General features: G+C 57.2%; 18 protein-coding genes and 1 tRNA gene. 13 read left to right on the forward strand and 6 right to left on the reverse strand.

Going from position 1 to position 17,301, the window contains the following annotated elements:
- Positions 1-11: 11 nt before the first annotated feature.
- Complete coding sequence (locus R3F64_RS09450) at positions 12-215, reverse strand: hypothetical protein (RefSeq protein ID WP_332611087.1); 204 nt, start codon at positions 213-215, stop codon at positions 12-14.
- Positions 216-544: 329 nt separating this feature from the next.
- Complete coding sequence (locus R3F64_RS09455) at positions 545-1,051, reverse strand: hypothetical protein (protein ID WP_332611089.1); 507 nt, start codon at positions 1,049-1,051, stop codon at positions 545-547.
- Between the two features lie 115 nt (positions 1,052-1,166).
- Here R3F64_RS09455 and R3F64_RS09460 point away from each other — a divergent pair, with 115 nt between their 5' ends.
- The 3 genes from R3F64_RS09460 to R3F64_RS09470 all read left to right on the forward strand — a co-directional run bounded on the left by R3F64_RS09460 (position 1,167) and on the right by R3F64_RS09470 (position 3,140).
- Positions 1,167-1,481 (forward strand): hypothetical protein, encoded by a 315-nt coding sequence (locus tag R3F64_RS09460; RefSeq protein WP_332611091.1) that lies wholly within the window; start codon positions 1,167-1,169, stop codon positions 1,479-1,481.
- Between the two features lie 248 nt (positions 1,482-1,729).
- Positions 1,730-2,932, forward strand: a complete 1,203-nt coding sequence (locus R3F64_RS09465) for a hypothetical protein (protein ID WP_332611092.1) — start codon at positions 1,730-1,732, stop codon at positions 2,930-2,932.
- Positions 2,916-3,140, forward strand: a complete 225-nt coding sequence (locus R3F64_RS09470) for a hypothetical protein (protein WP_332611094.1) — start codon at positions 2,916-2,918, stop codon at positions 3,138-3,140. The genes R3F64_RS09465 and R3F64_RS09470 overlap by 17 nt, the downstream gene beginning before the upstream one ends.
- 341 nt (positions 3,141-3,481) lie before the next feature.
- Here R3F64_RS09470 and R3F64_RS09475 read toward each other — a convergent pair.
- Positions 3,482-3,558, reverse strand: a tRNA-Pro gene (locus R3F64_RS09475).
- A gap of 86 nt (positions 3,559-3,644) precedes the next feature.
- Entirely contained in the window at positions 3,645-4,649 is a 1,005-nt protein-coding gene (ispB, locus tag R3F64_RS09480; RefSeq protein ID WP_085917667.1) for an octaprenyl diphosphate synthase, read from the reverse strand.
- 296 nt (positions 4,650-4,945) lie between these two features.
- Between ispB and rplU the strand changes: the two genes are divergently transcribed.
- The 4 genes from rplU (at position 4,946) to proB (ending at position 8,091) form a co-directional block, all read left to right on the forward strand.
- The gene (rplU, locus tag R3F64_RS09485; RefSeq protein WP_027337601.1) at positions 4,946-5,257 is read left to right on the forward strand and encodes a 50S ribosomal protein L21; all 312 of its coding nucleotides are present in this window, start codon (positions 4,946-4,948) and stop codon (positions 5,255-5,257) included.
- Positions 5,258-5,288: 31 nt separating this feature from the next.
- Positions 5,289-5,546, forward strand: a complete 258-nt coding sequence (gene rpmA, locus R3F64_RS09490) for a 50S ribosomal protein L27 (RefSeq protein ID WP_085917668.1) — start codon at positions 5,289-5,291, stop codon at positions 5,544-5,546.
- A 176-nt stretch (positions 5,547-5,722) separates the two neighbouring features.
- Complete coding sequence (cgtA, locus tag R3F64_RS09495; RefSeq protein WP_066316227.1) at positions 5,723-6,910, forward strand: Obg family GTPase CgtA; 1,188 nt, start codon at positions 5,723-5,725, stop codon at positions 6,908-6,910.
- 41 nt (positions 6,911-6,951) lie between these two features.
- Positions 6,952-8,091 carry a glutamate 5-kinase gene (proB, locus tag R3F64_RS09500; RefSeq protein WP_199284488.1) on the forward strand — a complete coding sequence of 380 codons (1,140 nt, stop codon included), beginning with the start codon at positions 6,952-6,954 and terminating at the stop codon, positions 8,089-8,091.
- Here the strand turns inward: proB and R3F64_RS09505 are convergent.
- Positions 8,088-9,074, reverse strand: coding sequence for a DUF1853 family protein (locus tag R3F64_RS09505; protein ID WP_332611187.1), 987 nt, complete (start codon positions 9,072-9,074; stop codon positions 8,088-8,090). The genes proB and R3F64_RS09505 overlap by 4 nt on opposite strands.
- Before the next feature lie 232 nt (positions 9,075-9,306).
- On the reverse strand, positions 9,307-9,783 hold the full coding sequence (locus R3F64_RS09510) for a PepSY domain-containing protein (RefSeq protein WP_085917671.1): 477 nt from the start codon (positions 9,781-9,783) through the stop codon (positions 9,307-9,309).
- Positions 9,784-9,921: 138 nt separating this feature from the next.
- Between R3F64_RS09510 and R3F64_RS09515 the strand changes: the two genes are divergently transcribed.
- The 6 genes from R3F64_RS09515 to phnD all read left to right on the forward strand — a co-directional run bounded on the left by R3F64_RS09515 (position 9,922) and on the right by phnD (position 17,282).
- Complete coding sequence (locus tag R3F64_RS09515; protein WP_139839341.1) at positions 9,922-10,302, forward strand: PepSY domain-containing protein; 381 nt, start codon at positions 9,922-9,924, stop codon at positions 10,300-10,302.
- A 23-nt stretch (positions 10,303-10,325) separates the two neighbouring features.
- Positions 10,326-11,000 carry a response regulator transcription factor gene (locus R3F64_RS09520; protein ID WP_230447747.1) on the forward strand — a complete coding sequence of 225 codons (675 nt, stop codon included), beginning with the start codon at positions 10,326-10,328 and terminating at the stop codon, positions 10,998-11,000.
- Positions 10,997-12,376, forward strand: a complete 1,380-nt coding sequence (locus tag R3F64_RS09525; protein WP_332611105.1) for a sensor histidine kinase — start codon at positions 10,997-10,999, stop codon at positions 12,374-12,376. The genes R3F64_RS09520 and R3F64_RS09525 overlap by 4 nt, the downstream gene beginning before the upstream one ends.
- A gap of 38 nt (positions 12,377-12,414) precedes the next feature.
- Positions 12,415-14,343 carry an alkaline phosphatase family protein gene (locus tag R3F64_RS09530; RefSeq protein ID WP_332611107.1) on the forward strand — a complete coding sequence of 643 codons (1,929 nt, stop codon included), beginning with the start codon at positions 12,415-12,417 and terminating at the stop codon, positions 14,341-14,343.
- Positions 14,344-14,448: 105 nt separating this feature from the next.
- Positions 14,449-16,206 carry a bifunctional diguanylate cyclase/phosphodiesterase gene (locus R3F64_RS09535; RefSeq protein ID WP_264825345.1) on the forward strand — a complete coding sequence of 586 codons (1,758 nt, stop codon included), beginning with the start codon at positions 14,449-14,451 and terminating at the stop codon, positions 16,204-16,206.
- 110 nt (positions 16,207-16,316) lie between these two features.
- Positions 16,317-17,282 carry a phosphate/phosphite/phosphonate ABC transporter substrate-binding protein gene (phnD, locus tag R3F64_RS09540; RefSeq protein ID WP_085917675.1) on the forward strand — a complete coding sequence of 322 codons (966 nt, stop codon included), beginning with the start codon at positions 16,317-16,319 and terminating at the stop codon, positions 17,280-17,282.
- Positions 17,283-17,301: the final 19 nt, after the last annotated feature.

The raw sequence follows: 17,301 nt of genomic DNA on the forward strand, positions 1-17,301 counted from the left end.
TCAATGAGCCCCTATTGGCTTTTGCCGCGCAGTACAAGGCGCTCAACCGCACCTATAACCAGTATCGCCCAGAAAGTAATCCATGGGTTCCATGGGAAGGGCATGGTGACCGCCAGGGCAAAAGCAACGAATAGCATTGCTAGGTATGTTAGCCAGTGGTAAGGCTCCTTCTGACTGGGATGGTCATATTGATAGCGGTCTCCAATGCGCCTCATGGGGGCTCCTACATGGTGGGGAGTCATTAGCAGTATAGCCGTGTCGGCTGACCACACCAAAAGCTAGGGTATGGAGTTTCTGATTGGAAAATTTATGGTGGTACCTAGATTCACGTTTAGCGCCTATGGCCGGGCCTACCCCCAGGGGCGGATCCCACCGCCTAGACACAAAACCAAAGGGGTGTTACTAGACTCTACTAGCTAACAGCATGTTACATACTTGTTTCATACCTTCCCCTAACGTGGTTCAGCGCTGTAGCTAGCCCAACTTGGGTTTCGCAGCGCAGTTCGACCGTGCATGGCCGAAATCGGTAGCTTTTGCACATCCATCACTGAAGGAAGTCGGTGCCTGGTTCCACTTCATACGGCACCTTGTGGCCAATGTCGCACAATGGCTTTGCTTGGCCATCCACCATATAGTGGCCTTCCATTTGAACTGCTAATTCTCGAAGCGCTTGCATACCGCTCGCTACGGCTTGGGACAATTCCTCAGAGCTCATTTCTTCCAGCGACCGGCTTTCATCTGGGACTGCTCCCTGCGCTTTGTGTCCTGCCTGATCCAAAATCCAGCGGGCCGCATTAAAGCGAGTAGCGGCGGGCGTTGCAGGGTTCATGAGGTCGCGCATGGTCTGTACTGCCATTGAGGCAAGATCGCCTTTGATTGCAGCATCGCGTTGCTCATGTAAAGCTTTAACGACATGGGGTAGTTTCATTAGTCGGAACGCTTCAACGGCCGGTGCTGAAAATCCCGCGAGCCGTGCGGCCTGTGTCCGGGACACACCTTTGGATGCGTAGGCTACGAATGCATTTTGCTTTATGGTGAGCTTTCGGTTCATTTATATGCTCCTTGTGGTTTTGGCAAAGAGGATAATTATATTTGAGTGATCGTACAGTAAACGATAAACGACAGTTATGAACTGCAAAATAATGTGGAAATAGGAGGGGGAGATTTTGACCAATTTTCAGTTGATGCATGGGCTTGCAGCATTGCTTGGCCAAATGGTAGGGACAATGCTTTCAATTGAGTTTTTAGTTCCTGCAATCGTAGGGTTCTATCGTTCGCGGCGTCCATCGCACATTTTAATTTTTTCTGTTTATTGTGCTTTGTTAGGGACGGCTGTATTTATCGCTTTAAATGGCACTAAATACGCCATTTTTGATTTTTGTATTCGTTATTTGGCAAGCGTCCTATTTATCGGTTTTTTATACGGATTGCGTGCGTTGTTTAGGACTTTTAGAAGGTCTGGTGCTGCCGCTGAACGATAGACTTGATGTGGTGAATGCTAGCTATTCGGCATAAAAGAATTTCTTGGCAAATGGCAATCTGCGAAATTTAAATCACTTTTTATCCGCGTCTATGTGCCAGCCCCCAAGCACATTGGACTGTGCTGCCCCTGTTTATGAGGTGAAGCGTGGACATACCAGACAGAATCACAAATGTACTGAGGATCGCTGGCAGTAAAGTTGCTAGTACCTGTTTTGTTCGCTTATGGATCAAGTTTTGGGCAGGCGCCATGGGTAGCGCTATTACCGTGATCGGCACCGTCATCATCGGTCTTATGGCAACTGTTTTCTACGCAGAGATACATGGGTCGTGGCCAGTCACGGCATGGAATGGAGTTTCGTCAGGCTACGCTCCGTGGGATGATGGTTACGAAAGCATGCACCGCAATGCCCTCACATTCTGGTTGGCATTCCTATGTTTTGTGCTCATTCTTTTTATTCGAGAATTCCATAGGCTTCGCGCAGATAGTCTAGCAAAGCGAGAACTAAATACTCGGATTGAGCATCTACGCCAGATGGTTTCTGTAATGCCGCCGAAAAATTTTCTGGCCCGGGCTTCAAAGCTATACGAACGCATGTCATATGAAGTCGATCCGCTACTATACGGTATCCAGGGTGTACAACAGGAAGATGCCTCTCTGGACGACCAGCGTGAGGCTATTCATGAAGCCTCACGACGATTGCTTGATACGATTCTAAATCTAGTATTGTTGTTTCAGCCGCCGGATAGCAGAGACCAGCTTTATACGGCTACAGTTTATTGGGTCGTGAATTCAGAAAAAGGACAGGCCGATCCGGAGTTCTATTGGAAGGGAGCTAAGGAACTTGCACATACTAAGCAGCCAAAACCTTTCTTTTCCGCAGTTCAGGGGCTTATGGTTCAAGATCTTAACCTGACCACGACATCAAATGAAGTAGGTAACCGGGTTGAGGGTGTAGGTCTTCATCCCCTTTGCTATGGCTATTTTGACGACAGTGGAGAAGGCGGGAAACATAACCATCCTGGCGTGCCGATGGCGGTGCAGTACGAAGCGATGATCCTCGTGGAGGATGCAGTACAGGATTCACAAAAACTTCCCTATCCTCCTGATGCCATAGATAAAATCAAACAATTTTATGTCGAGCATCCCGAGCTTCGATGTTCGATGGCAATTCCCTTAAGAGGGCCAAATTTTGCGCCCGACGTGGCACATCATGACACGAGCCAGATCAGCGCAGTTCTTTCAATCTCGTGCAATGAACCAGGAATGATCGCGAATGAGGATAAGGCGCTAATGTTTCTTCATGAGCTGACGCCTTTCCTACAGTTGCTCTATCGTCTATGCTGGCAGAGAATGTTAATGGATATCGAAAGTGGTGCCCCCTTGCGGCAACACGTGGCATTCTCTAAGGATAGCCCGAGAAAAAGAGGTGCTCATGGTACGAGTCGTTAAAGGTTCCGGCCGTGTGGTGGCAGGTGAAGCCACGACTAGAGCTGTTGCGACGGTGCGATCTGCAGACAGCGTGGTCGAGATCGGCCCTGATGGCCGCGCCAAGCGCGCCACGACTGGCGAGTTCTTGAGCGCTGCCCGTCGCGCTGGTGAAGATACTAAGCGTTTCATCAAGGCACAGCGTAAAGAGCTGCTCGAAGAAAAGTTTTAGATTTGCTAATTTAAAGGCCCAAGTATGTTCCTTGGGCCTTTTTCGTTTTTCTAAATTCTTATCATACATTAGGCACATTCTGTAGCGGTGATAGTCAGGTGTTCTATGAATTCCTTTCCGGCTTTAAGATCTGCCCTTCTCTCGAATTTGTTGATTAATTGAAAGGCGCCTTCAAGTTCAATGTCCTCAGTGTTGAGCATGGTTCGTCGGGCTAATGGTTGCGACTGACTGAATAGCTTGCTCCAATACCGTCGCTTGCTACCTATTTGCTACCTAGAAATCCAGAAACAAAAAACGGCCACTTGCTCTAAGAGCTAAGTGGCCGTTTTTTCTAGCATATTTGGTCGGAATAGCAGGATTCGAACCTACGACCTCTGCCTCCCGAAGGCAGCGCTCTACCAAGCTGAGCTATATTCCGATGCGTTGCCGTATGGTGCGACAACGGAGAGGCATAATACGTAGCCAGGCGGTTTTTTTCAAGTCTTGCCAGGGCTGAAAACGCAATTATGTTTGCCGGTCAACCGCCAGGCGAGCGAGCTCTGCCATCGTGTCGCGATAGGGGCTGGGGGGCAGAGCGTCAAGCTGGGAAAGGGCTTTATCGGCCATTTCTTCGGCCCGCGTACGGGTGTAGGTCAGAGCGCCGGTCGCGTGAACAATGTCGAGTACCGCGTCGAGTTGCTCGAGCCCGCCCTGGCGGATGACCTGGCGAATCAGCTTGGCCTGTTCGGGGGTGCCTTGTTCCATGGCACGGATCAGCGGCAGGGTCGGTTTGCCTTCGGCCAGGTCGTCGCCGACATTCTTGCCCATGGCCTCGGCGTCGCCCTGGTAATCCAGCAGGTCATCAATCAGTTGAAACGCCAATCCCAGATAACGCCCGTAGTGCTGCAGCGCCTGTTCCTGATCGGGGGTCGCTTCAGCAAGCACCGCGCCGCTGTGGGAAGCGGCTTCGAACAGCATGGCGGTCTTGCCGAGAATCGTATCGAAGTAGTCGTCTTCTGAAACGCTGGGATTGCCGATATTGGTCAGCTGCTGAACTTCGCCTTCGGCGATGACGCAGGTGGCACCGGAAAGAATCGCCATGATGCGCATCGAGCCGACGTCGACCATCATCTGAAACGAGCGCGCGTATAGGAAGTCGCCAACGAGTACGGATGGCGCATTGCCCCAGGCGTCGTTGGCGGTTTTCTTGCCCCGCCGCATGTGAGACTCATCGACCACGTCGTCGTGCAGCAGCGTCGAGGTGTGCATGAACTCGATCAGCGTGGCCAGCGGGATATGCTTATCGCCGGTGTAACCCAGTGAGCGTGCCGCCAGCAACGCCAGCAGTGGCCGTAAGCGCTTGCCGCCACTCTCGGTGATGTACTGGCCGATGGTTTCGACCAGCGGTACCTTGGAATTGAGCTGGGCGACGATGGTCCGGTTAACGGCATCGAAGTCATCCGCCACCACGGCGTGCAGCGGTGAGGGCGTGGAGCTGGCAGGCTGGACTGATGAGACGTTAGCGGTCATGGAATGTTCGTCGCGGCAGATGGAGGCGGCATATGCCGCGCTAAGTTGAGGTCATGCTATGGGGCTCTCCGTTAGGCGTCAAGGCGCCTGCGGGTGTGTGATACCCTATCATCTGTAATGGCGCAATAGGCCTTGTAGCAAAACGCAATCATCGTTATAATCCGCGACCCACTCATCATGCTCCCTGTCAGATGGCTGCCAAAAGGGGCGCCACTCGCCGCAGGTCGACAAGAGCGATTTTTGATGAGCGCCGTTTTCGGTGATCAAAGCGGCAATATTGACGTCCGGAGAGAGACATGTACGCAGTTATTAAAAGCGGTGGCAAGCAGTACCGCGTTCAGGAAGGCCAGACCCTCAAGCTTGAAAAGATCGAAGTCGCCACTGGCGAGACGATCGAGTTTGACCAAGTGCTGCTGGTAGCCGACGGTGACGACGTCAATGTCGGCGCACCGCTGGTCGGCGGTGCGAAAGTGTCTGCCGAGGTGGTTTCCCACGGCCGCGGTGATAAGGTGACGATCATCAAGTTCCGTCGCCGTAAGCACAGCATGAAGCGCCAGGGCCACCGCCAGTGGTTTACTGAAGTCAAAATTACCGGAATTTCCGCGTAAGCGGCCAATTCCCCTTTAGGAGGATTTTGCAATGGCACATAAAAAGGCAGCCGGCTCCACGCGTAACGGTCGCGATTCCGAGTCCAAACGCTTAGGTGTGAAACTCTTTGGTGGCCAGGCAGCGAGCGCAGGCAGCATCATTGTTCGTCAGCGCGGCACGCGTTTCCACGCCGGCACCGGCGTTGGCCTGGGTCGTGACCACACGCTCTTCGCTCTGAACGAAGGCTTTGTGAAGTTCGAGACCAAAGGTCCGCACAACCGCAAGTTTGTTAGCATCGTTTCTGAGTAAACGGCTAGCGTTGCGCTCGTAACGTCGACAAAGCGTTGCGAGAAAAAAGCCCCGCCATGGCGGGGCTTTTTTGTCGGTTAACCCCTTTTCCAATACACTTTTCCATCATGTTGGTGGAATCAAAGATTGGAAAACGTAACGCATATGAGGGCGGCGAAAGCGGCCGGGAGAAACCAATGCAGTTCGTCGATGAAGCCTCCATCATTGTTGAGGCGGGAAAAGGCGGCAATGGCTGTCTCAGCTTTCGCCGCGAAAAATACGTGCCCAAAGGCGGCCCTGATGGTGGCGACGGCGGCCACGGCGGCAGCGTTTACCTGATTGGTGACGATGCGCTGAATACGCTGATCGACTTCAAGTACCAGCGCTTCTACAAAGCCGAAAACGGTCAGGGCGGTATGGGCCGCCAGATGAGCGGCAAGGCCGGTGAAGACCTGCACGTCAAAGTGCCCGTGGGAACGACGGTGATCGACGAGGATACCCTCGAAGTGATTGCCGATGTGACCGAGATCGGTCAGGTCGTGCTGGTCGCCGAAGGCGGTCGCCGTGGGTTGGGTAATATCCACTTCAAGTCGTCCACCAACCGTGCGCCCCGGCGGACCACACCGGGCACCGAGGGGGATCGCCGCAACCTGCGCTTTGAAATGAAAGTCATGGCGGATGTGGGGTTGCTGGGCATGCCCAATGCGGGCAAGTCGACGCTGATTCGCTCCGTATCGGCAGCCAAGCCCAAGGTGGCCAACTACCCCTTTACCACCCTGGTGCCCAACCTGGGCGTGGTGAAGCTGGGCATGCACGAGCACTTCGTCATGGCCGACGTGCCGGGCCTGATCGAAGGCGCGTCCGATGGCGCGGGGCTTGGGTTGCGCTTTTTGAAGCACCTGACCCGTACAAGGCTGCTGTTTCATGTGGTCGACGTGGCGCCGTTCGATGAATCTGACCCGGTCGAGGCGGCCAAAGCGATCGTACACGAACTGGGCCAGTTCTCACCGGCGCTTTCCGAGCGCCCCCGCTGGCTGGTCCTGAACAAGTTCGACCTGCTGCATGAAGAAGAGCGCGAGGCGCGCGCCCAGGCGATTATCGATGCGCTGAACTGGCAAGGGCCGGTGTTCCGCATTTCGGCGATCAGCAGCGACGGCACCGACAAACTGGTGCAGGCGGCCTATCGTTGGCTCACCGAACAGCAGCGCCTGGAACACGAAGACGAGGAAGCCCATGCCCGGGAGCAGGAAATGCGTCGGCGCATGGAGGAAGAGTCCGTGGCCCGCACCGAAGCGCGACTCGGCCGCAAGCGCAAACGCGACGACGAAGATGACGACGACTTCGATGATGATGATTACGATGTGGATGTCGAATACGCGCCTTGAGGGCTAAAGGCGCAGGGTTGGCCAAAAGGGAGAAGAGCGACGTGGCAAGCAATGAGTCGGTGCTGGGTAGAGCGGCGTTGAGCAGGGCTCGCCGCGTCGTGGTCAAGCTGGGCAGCGCGCTGCTGACCAATGACGGTCGTGGCCTGGATGAAGTGGCGATTGGCCGTTGGGTCGATCAAGTTGCGGCCCTGCACCAGCGGGGCATCGAGGTCGTCCTGGTGTCATCGGGTGCCGTCGCGGCGGGCATGGTGCGCCTTGGCTGGCAGGCCCGCCCCAGCGCGGTGCACGAACTCCAGGCCGCGGCGGCGGTGGGGCAAAACGGTCTGACCCAGTGTTACGAGCAGCACTTCGCCCGCCACGGTGTGCTGACCGCGCAGATCCTGCTGACCCACGACGACCTTTCCAACCGCAAGCGCTACCTGAACGCTCTATCCGCATTGCGCACCCTGGTGGAAATGCGCGTCGTCCCGGTGGTGAACGAAAACGACACCGTGGTCACCGATGAGATTCGCTTTGGCGATAACGACACCCTGGGCGCCCTGGTCGCCAACCTGCTCGAAGCCGATGCCCTGCTGCTGCTGACTGACCAGGAAGGCTTGTTCGACGCTGATCCCCGCCACGTCCCCACCGCACAGCTGATTGGCGAGGCCCGGGCCGACGACCCGCGCCTGGCGGCCGTTGCGGGTAGTGGCGGGTCGCTGGGGCGGGGCGGCATGACCACCAAGGTGCGCGCCGCTCAATTGGCGGCCCGATCCGGTGCGGTCACGGTAATCGCCAGTGGTCGGCAGCCCGATGTCATTACCCGGGTTATGGCGGGCGAGGCGCTGGGCACGTTGCTGCGCCCGGAGCAAGCCCCCATCGCAGCACGTAAACGCTGGTTGGCGGGACAACTCCAGGTGCGCGGCACGCTGGTGCTGGACCCTGGCGCCGTCAAGGTACTGCGCGATAAAGGCTCCAGCCTGCTGGCCGTTGGCGTGCGCACCGTCCAGGGCAGCTTCAAGCGCGGCGATATGGTGGCCTGTGTCGATGAGCAAGGCACAACCGTGGCGAAAGGCTTGGTCAACTACGGAGCCGACGAAGCCCGTCAGCTAGCGGGTAAACCAAGCCATCAAATTGAAGCCATCCTTGGCTACGTGGAGGCTCACGAGTTGATTCACCGCGATAATCTGGTGGTGGTTTAACGCGGTTGCAAACGCGGTGGCAAAGGTACCTGACGCGGCCAGTTGTCGGGCACGATAAACAGCCGCTCGCAGCGCTGGTTTGACGGCAGATACATCATGACCTGCTGCGGCTGATACCGGGCCATCGCCAATAGCGGTATCAGTGATTCTGACGCTGGTTTGAAGGCGTCAAACGTTGGCGGCGCCAACCAGTGCGGTTTTTCGAGCCAGGTCACCAGAAAATCAGCGGGTAGGGTAGAGGCAAGCGCTGGCCAGTCGCTGACGTGGCACCAGCGTCCTCTGCGGTGTGCAGTAGTGGCACCCTCAGGCGATGGCATGGGCGCGTGCCATGGATAAAACAGCACGCCCGGCATGGCCAGCCGCTGGGTGAGCTGCCCGCCCAGGCCTGTTTCTGTATATCCTGTATCCCGAGGGGCTAGCCAATGGCCGAGTGTTTCCTGTGCGGGTATTGTGGAAGAAAGTGGCAACTGATGACGCTGCAAATGGCAGTATTTCAGAGCCAGGCTGTCCAGACCGCCCGGGCCTATCCAGCGGCTCTGGCTGGTGGCTTCTCCAGGCCCTTCAGGTAACCCGAGATAAAACTTGATCGCCACTTCCAGATGCACCGGAGCAGGTTGATCCCGCCTGCGGTAGAGCATGTCCAGCTCGCCCAAGGTAATGCGCTTGCGGGTAATCCGCACGTTATGAGCCAGCAGGCGCGTATTGGGCGCGCGGTCCAGCAGCCAATGCCATAGCTGTTCGTGATAGTGCCCCATGCGGCTCGACTGGCGGCCATGGCGGGCCAGCTCAGGGATTGCCAAACCATTCAGCCAGGCTTCCAGGGCGTCACTCAGCCCCAGCTCGGACTGGCTAGGGCGGCCTGAAAATGGACTGGAGGGCGGGAACGCCACGATATCCGGTGTCACGACCAGCCAGGCGAGGTCACGCAATATTGCCTCATTATGTGCCGACGTCACACCTTCCAGGTAGTTAGGCGGCTTCAAGCGTTGTTCTCGGGCTGGCGTGGTCTGGCGTTCAGGCAATGGCTGATCATGGCAGAATTCCCAGGGCAAGCGGGGGTATAAAGCGTCATTATCACGGCCGTTGGTAACACGCTTACTGCTGATATGGAAGAGGCCGTCTCTGCAGGTATGTCATCAGGCATTAATCTGTGGCAGGGGCCTAGAACGCAAACGGGCTCCCCGCTGGAAGCCCGTGAAGCGACACAGTTAACGATCAGTCGCGGTCCATCTGGGTGATATCGTAGGAGCCCTGGCGCACGCTGATTTCCAGTTCACGACCGTTTTCATCGCGCCCTTCAATCTCGATAACGCCGCTTTCGTCGATATCCATGTCCTCAAACTCGACCATACCTTCCTGGCTGGCGACGTTCAGCGCCTGGCGAATATCGTCTTCGCTCATGCCCCAGGCACCGGTAATTAGCCGTTCGCGTTTTTCTTCCAGCGTTTCGCCGTCATCGATTGAAAAGCTGACATCGGCGTACCACTCATCGTCGAGCCAGCCTTCGACTTCTGCGCGGCCACGACTATTGATGCTGACTTCTTCAAAATGCGTAAAGCCATAATCATTGGCGTGGGTCAGCACATCGTCAATCCGGTCCATCGCCAGAGAGTCCGCCTGGGCTGTGCCCACCGCTGCTGTAAGCAGTAACGCAGAGCCCGGGATGATCAGCATTTTTTTCATCGTATTCATGGTTAATTCCTTCTTTCCATTCGAGGTGGTAAACGGCATTCGGCGAATGCGACAGTGACGTTATACCCCCACTATGCTTTCCTTAAGCTGACAAAGCGGTTCACCTAGCGTTCATGTTGACTTTGGCATGGTGTGACAATGAAACATGTGACCTCCCTCCTGACAACGCGGCCATGCCGTGATACGCCGCCTGCACTGCGCCGCATGATGCTGGTGGGGATAATGGTGCTTGGCCTGGTCACGGGGCAGGCGTCTTCTGATTCCTCGTGGGAGACGCTTCACGGGGAGGTCAGCGAGGGTGAGGTGGTATCTCTGGAAACCATTCTCGACTGGTTGGAGGCTCATTATATCGGCGAGGTACTGGAAGTTGAGGTCGAGCGTGAAGGTAGCTACGTCGAGTATGAAATCAAGCTGCTGGGTCCGCAAAACCAGGTGGTAGAGTTTGAATTTGATGGTCAGACCGGGCAGCTTATGGAGATGGAAGGCGTCAGGATCAACGACATGCGCCGCACGGAATAGAAGGCAGAAACAGTGGTGAGCCGATGAAGTGTTTGTTGGTAGAGGATGACCAGGCGTTAGCCCGCGAACTGGGCCAGGCATTACGCGATGGTGACTGGCTGGTAGAGCATGCGTTCAACGGTCAGGAAGCCGACTTTCTGGTGCGCACCGAAGCGTACGACAGCTTGATTCTGGACGTTGGACTGCCCGACGGTGACGGCATCCGTTGGCTGGCGGCATGGCGCGAAGACGGCATTGATCTGCCGGTACTGATTTTAACCGCGCGTGAACGTTGGGCCGATAAAGCGGCCGGTTTTTCCGCTGGCGCCGACGACTATGTCACCAAGCCGTTTGAATCCGCTGAAGTCCTGTTTCGCCTGCGTGCGCTGGTTCGTCGCAGCCACGGGCACGCGCACCCGGTGCTCAGGATGGGAGAGTTAAGCCTGGATACCCATACCCAGCACGTGGCGCTAGCGGGCCGCCCCGTATCGCTGACCGCCCAGGAAACGCGACTGTTGAGCTATTTGATGCACGCCGCGCCCCGGGTGGTGAGCCGCACCGAGCTGTCCGAACACGTCTACGACCGTGACCATGAACCCGATTCCAACGTCATTGATGTTCAGGTCAGCCGATTACGACGCAAGTTGGGCGCATGGCGTATTGTCACCCAGCGCGGCCAGGGCTACCGCCTGTTGGCCGAGCAGCCGGCGGCGGGATGATGCCCTGGCCATATTGGCAGGGCCGCATTGCGCGTCGCTCAATCGCCAGCCGTCTATTAGTGGCGACCCTGGTGATCGTCATCGTCGGGCTGCCTTTAGCGGGGTTCTTGCTGTCCCATCACTACCGTGAGTCGGCGACGCAGGCCTTCGATGATCGCCTGGAAGCCTTGCTCAATGTGGTCATCGCCGGGGTCGCCTTTGACCGTGTCGAGCAGCGACTGATCTTTGATCGCGATCTGGGTGATCCGCGTTTCGATCAGGTTTACTCCGGCTGGTATTGGCAGATGACCGGCGGTCAGCAGCACACGCTCACCTCGCGCTCGCTATGGGATCAGCGCCTGCCGACCCATGACGGCAACACGCTCATTGCCCGAACCGTGAACGGTCCCCGGGCAAGCTCGCTGCGCCTGGTTGAGCGCGATATACAGCTGGCACCGCTCGAGCAGCCGCTGCATATCAGCGTTGCGGCTGAAAACCAGGCATTGATGGACAATGTGCGCCAGTTTCAGCAGTGGTTATGGGGCGGTTTAGTCGGCTTGGGCACGCTGCTGTTGGCGGTGCTGGCGCTACAGATTCGCTGGGGGTTGGCGCCGTTGCGGCGTATGCGAGCCAACTTGCTCGAGGTGGAAAACGGCGAGGCGCAGCAGTTGGATACCCGGCTGCCCGATGAGTTGGCCGGCCTGGCCTCCACCATGAACGCCGTACTGGCCCGTGACCAACGCTTGATAGAACGTGGCCGCCATGCCGCTGGCAATCTGGCCCACGCGCTGAAGACGCCGCTCAGTGTGATGCGTCTGCTGGCCCGTCAGGCACCGGCCGAGCAGCAGAGCGCCTGGGAAGCGGAGTTGACGCGCATCGACAGCGCCGTGCGCCACCATCTGGCACGCGCCTCGGCGGCCGGTGAGGGCGGCAGGGTGGCGCCCGTGTCGCTCAATGAAGCCCTGGCGCCGCTGATAAACGGACTGGCAAGGCTGGCCCAGCGCCGCGATATCCACCTTGAGCATACCCTGCCGCGCGATATGCAAGCGCACATGGATGCCCAGGATGCCCAGGAGATTGTCGGCAATATTCTGGATAACGCTCTGCGTTGGGCGAAGGGCGAGGTTATTCTGACCCTGGAGGCACACGGCGAACACCTCCAGCTGTGTGTCAGCGACGATGGCCCCGGAATGTCCCCTGCTGATTGCCAGGCAGCGCTGCAGCGGGGCAAACGGCTGGATGAGAAACGTTCGGGAAGTGGTTTGGGGCTTTCTATCGTTGCTGATCTGGTCGCTCTGTATCGTGGCGATATGCAACTTGAGCGGGCCGCTTTGGGCGGGTTGGCGGTCACCATCACGCTACCCGTCGTCGTGATTCGTCGCCCGGATAGGCGCTGAAAACGCGTCACGAACACCGAACAGGCAAGGAGCGATCCATGAACCACCACGCGGCAGTCCTCCCGGATGTATTGGTTGGCCCCATTCTGCGCCGCATCACCCCTTCACGGTGGGTGATGTGGTGCCTGACGTCGCGGCCGCTCACCATGTCCCTGGTGCTGCATCCCGACGGGCCGCGAGCACAGACGTATCCGCTCGCGGCTTATCAGCAATGCCTGCCTGTCGGGCAACATGCGTTTATCCATTTGATCGACGTGCCGTTGGCGAGCCCCTTGCCCCGCGATGAGCGCATTGCCTATGACCTGAAAGTGCAGCAGCGCGATGGTGGTTACCAGTCACTTCCTGAGTGGGCGCCGTGGTTATGCTACGACGGCCAGGACTACCCGGGGTTTGTGATTGCCTCGCGCCATCATCGCTTGATGCACGGCTCCTGCCGCAAGCCCCACCATGATAGCGCCGACGGTCTGGTGCGTGCTGACCAATGGTTGGCCGAGCGTCAGACGACGCCAGGCGAATGGCCCGCTTGGCTGCTGATGACCGGCGATCAGGTGTATGTGGATGACGTGGCAGGGCCGATGCTGCGCGCGATTCATGCCCTGACGGAACGCCTGGGGTTGGTCGATGAGTATCTGGAAGGGGCGACCATCAGTGACAGCCAGGCGCTCTATACGTCCCCCGACAGCTACTATCAGCGCAGCCAGTTACTACCGGATACCACCAGCAACGTGGCGCTTCGCGAACGCTTTTTTGGCGGCGTGAAAAAGCCCGTCTTTACCTCGGCCAATGCGCAGAATCATCTGATGACGCTGGGCGAAATGTTGGCCATGTATTGCCTGGTTTGGTCGCCCGTGGCATGGCAGGTTATTGCGCCCTCTCAGCCGTCACTGGGTGACAAGGACGACGCGCTTTATCAGCAGGAGCAGGGCGTGATCGAGGCGTTTGTGGCGGGTTTGCCTCAGTGTGCGCGCGCCATGGCGCATTTGCCCAGTCTGATGATCTTCGACGATCATGATGTAACCGACGACTGGAATCTGACCGCTGAATGGGAGCAAAGTGCCTACGGTCACCCGTTCTCGAAGCAGATTATCGGCAATGCCTTGATCGCTTACCTGCTTTGTCAGGGGTGGGGTAACGCGCCTGAAAAGCTCAACCCGCTGATTGACGAGACCAAGGCGATGCTCGAGTCGGTAGACAGCACCGGCTATCTCGCCAACGTGGCGCAAGACGGCCTGATTGACCGCCTGCTGGCGTTTCAGGGGTGGGCGTTTCAGGTCTCCGGCGAACCGCCATTGATCGTGCTGGACACCCGTACGCGCCGCTGGCGTAACGAGCGACACCCGCAGCGTCCTTCCGGGTTGATGGACTGGGAGGCGTTGATTGAAATGCAGCAGGCGTTGATCGGGGCGCCCAGCGCAGTGATCATTTCACCCGCGCCGATGTTTGGCGTCAAGCTGATCGAAGGTATCCAGAAGCTGTTTACCCTGGCTGGCAAACCGCTGATGGTCGACGCCGAAAACTGGATGGCGCATCGCGGGGCTGCGAACGTACTATTGCAGATTTGGCAGCATTCCAAAACGCCCGGCAACTACGTGATCCTGTCCGGCGATGTGCACTACTCCTTTGCCTACGACATCGTGGTGCGTCACCGCAAGCATGCGCCCAGGCTATGGCAGATCACTTCCAGCGGGGTCAAAAATACCTTTCCTGATTCGCTGTTGGACACCTTTGACCGGCTCAATCGCTGGCTGTATGCCCCCTGGTCACCGCTCAACTGGTTTACCAAGCGCCGCAAGCTGAGTGTTCACCCCCGTGATCCCGACCGTGCAAGTGCTGGTGAACGCCTCTGGAACGCCAGCGGTATCGGGCTGGTGACCCTCGACGAACACGGCTGCCCGGTCGACATTCGCCAGTTGGACGCCAGCGGAGGAGAAGCCTGTTTTCCACCGCCCGATATACCGGCGCGTTAGGAGTTATAGCGTCTGTCATCATTTCGTCACGGTATTGGCCCAAGCTTATCTCATGGATAAAAACGCTAGGGATATCCGATTGTTATTTAATGTGACGAACAGGCAATGACCGCACAAGAAGCGCAATGGCTCAATCGCATCATTCATACAGAAGACTTGCAGGTCCTTTTTCAGCCCATTGTGGATGCCAGCCAGCAAGCCATCTATGGGTACGAGGCACTGGTTCGTGGGCCTCGCTCTTCTCCGCTTTATTCGCCGCTGCGGTTGTTTGAAGTCGCCACTCAGGCAGGGCTTCTGGTTGAGTTGGACCTGCTTTGCCGTCGCTTGGCCATACGACGCTTTGCCGAACTCGAGCTGCCTAGTCTACTATTTCTGAACGTCATGCCGCTCACCATCCTGGAACGTGATTTTCGCGAAGGATTGACGCTAGGCTTTATTCGCGAAAGCGGCCTTCCTCCAGAGCGCGTAGTGATCGAACTCACCGAGCACGTGCCCATTCATGATTACCAGTTGATGCGCCAGGCAGTGGATCACTATCGCGACATGGGCTTTCAAGTGGCCTTGGATGATCTCGGCGCGGGCCACTCAAGCCTGCGCCACTGGTCGGAACTGCGCCCGGACTTCGTCAAACTGGATCGCCACTTTATTTCGGGCATCGATCATGAGCCCGCCAAGCGCGAGTTTCTACGCTCTATTCTGGATGTTGCGCGTAGTCTGGACTGCCAATTGATAGCGGAGGGCGTTGAAACCGCCGCTGAGCACCTGTGCCTGTGGGAGCTCGATCGTGGCCTGGCCTTGCTGCAAGGGTTTTATTTTGCCAGACCCAGCGCGGAGCCTCCGCTTCAGCTACATATGCGGCTGCCTGCCGCTAAACCGCTGGCAAACCCAGCGGGACGAACGGCCCGTTCGATCTGTCAGGCGATTGAAGCGGTCACCCCTAGCTGTGCTGTTCTTACGCTGGCCGAGCGCTTTCGACAGCAGTCGAGTCTTCGCTGCGTAGCGGTGGTCGATGACGGCAGGCCAGTGGCCGTGGTGCGCCGTAATGCGTTTCTCACCTTGTTTACCAACCCCTACAGCCATGCGCTTTATGCCAAGCGGTGCGTGCTGGATGTCGCCGATACCAAGTCATTGATCACTAATGCCAGTACCCCGCTGGATATATTGAGTCAGCAACTGACGGATAGCCGCGATATCGAGCAGGAAGACTTTGTGATTGTCGATGAAAATAGCCACTACCTGGGCATGGGCAATATTGTCGACTTGCTGCGTGAAATTACTGCCATCCAGGTTCGCCAGGCGCGCCATGCCAACCCGCTTACCGGGTTGCCGGGCAATATCCTGATCAATGAAACCCTTGGCCGCTACCTGAATGCCGGTGAGGGGGTGGCCGCTGCTTACGTCGACCTGGATAATTTCAAGGCTTTTAACGACGCCTACGGCTATGCCCGGGGCGATCACATGATCATTGCGTTATCCCGGCTGCTGGAGGCTCAGGCCGATAGCGTCGGTGGCTTCATCGGCCATATCGGCGGGGATGATTTCATGCTGCTACTGCCGTTGGCGCATTGGGAAAAAGCCTGCCAGCAGATCCTGCATCATATGGAGCTGATGGCGCCGGGATTTTATGAAGAGGACGACCGCAAGCGTGGCGGAATCCACATCGAAAACCGGCAGGGGACAATCAGCTTCTTTCCGTTTGTCAGCGTCTCGATTGCCGTCAAGCCGATTCCACCCGTCGCCGACTGTAAGGCCCTGGATGTCGCTGCCGAACTCTCGGAGTTAAAGCAACAGGCCAAAAAAATTCCTGGCAACAGCCTGTTTGTCGAGCGACGTAGCCGCAACGCTGCCAGCTTGAAAGCGTAATGACACATTACGGTCGTCAAAACGTCACCAATGGGTCATCTGAATGTCCCGCCCCTGTCATCTGAGCGCGTCAGTATCGTTGTGTCTTCTAACAACGCATCAGGTGATCCATGCAGACGTTATCTCTTCCTCGTACCCTCATTAGCGCCGCCGTTGCCAGTGCCTTTGCCTTTTCAGCCGTGGCGGTTCAGGCCGATCTTTCCAGCCGCTATCAGGATGCGGACGGCGATCTGATGGCAGATGTCCCCAGCGATGACGCCCAGTGGGTAGACCCGGACACGCTGGTGTTTGCCTATACGCCGGTCGAAGATCCCGCTGTCTATGCCGATGTCTGGTCTGACTTCCTGGATCATTTGAGTGACGCCACAGGTAAAGAGGTGCAGTTCTTCCCGGTACAGTCCAACGCTGCCCAGCAGGAAGCCATGCGTGCGGGCCGTTTGCACGTCGCCGGTTTTAATACGGGTGGTGTGCCAGTAGCGGTCAACTGCGGTGGTTTCCGTCCGTTTGCCATGATGGCCGCCGAGGACGGCAGCTTTGGCTATGAAATGGAAATTATCACCTACCCGGGTAGCGGTATTGAGTCCGTTGAAGATTTGCAGGGCCGCCAACTGGCATTCACCTCCGAGACGTCCAACTCGGGCTTCCGTGCGCCTTCAGCGCTACTGCGTTCCGAATACGGCATGGAAGCGGGAGAAGATTTTGAGACAGCGTTCTCGGGTTCACATGACAACTCTGTTCTAGGCGTGGTCAACGAAGACTATGAGGCCGCGGCCATCGCCAACTCGGTAGCGCGTCGGATGCTGTCGCGTGGCGTCGTGGAAGAAGGTGATTACGATGTCATTTATACCTCGCAAACGTTCCCGACCACTGCCTACGGTACGGCCCATAACCTGGCACCCGAACTGGCGCAGGACATTCAGGACGCCTTCTTCAGCTATGACTGGGAAGGCACCGCCCTGGAGGAAGAATTCTCCAACTCCGGCGAAGCCCAGTTTATCCCCATTACCTATCAGGATAACTGGGAAGTGATTCGCACCATCGCTGATGCCAATGGGGTGACCTACGACTGCGACTGATCGCCAGGTGGACGTTGTT

This window comes from Halomonas sp. 5021, from assembly GCF_036663435.1.
Classification (GTDB): domain Bacteria; phylum Pseudomonadota; class Gammaproteobacteria; order Pseudomonadales; family Halomonadaceae; genus Vreelandella; species Vreelandella janggokensis.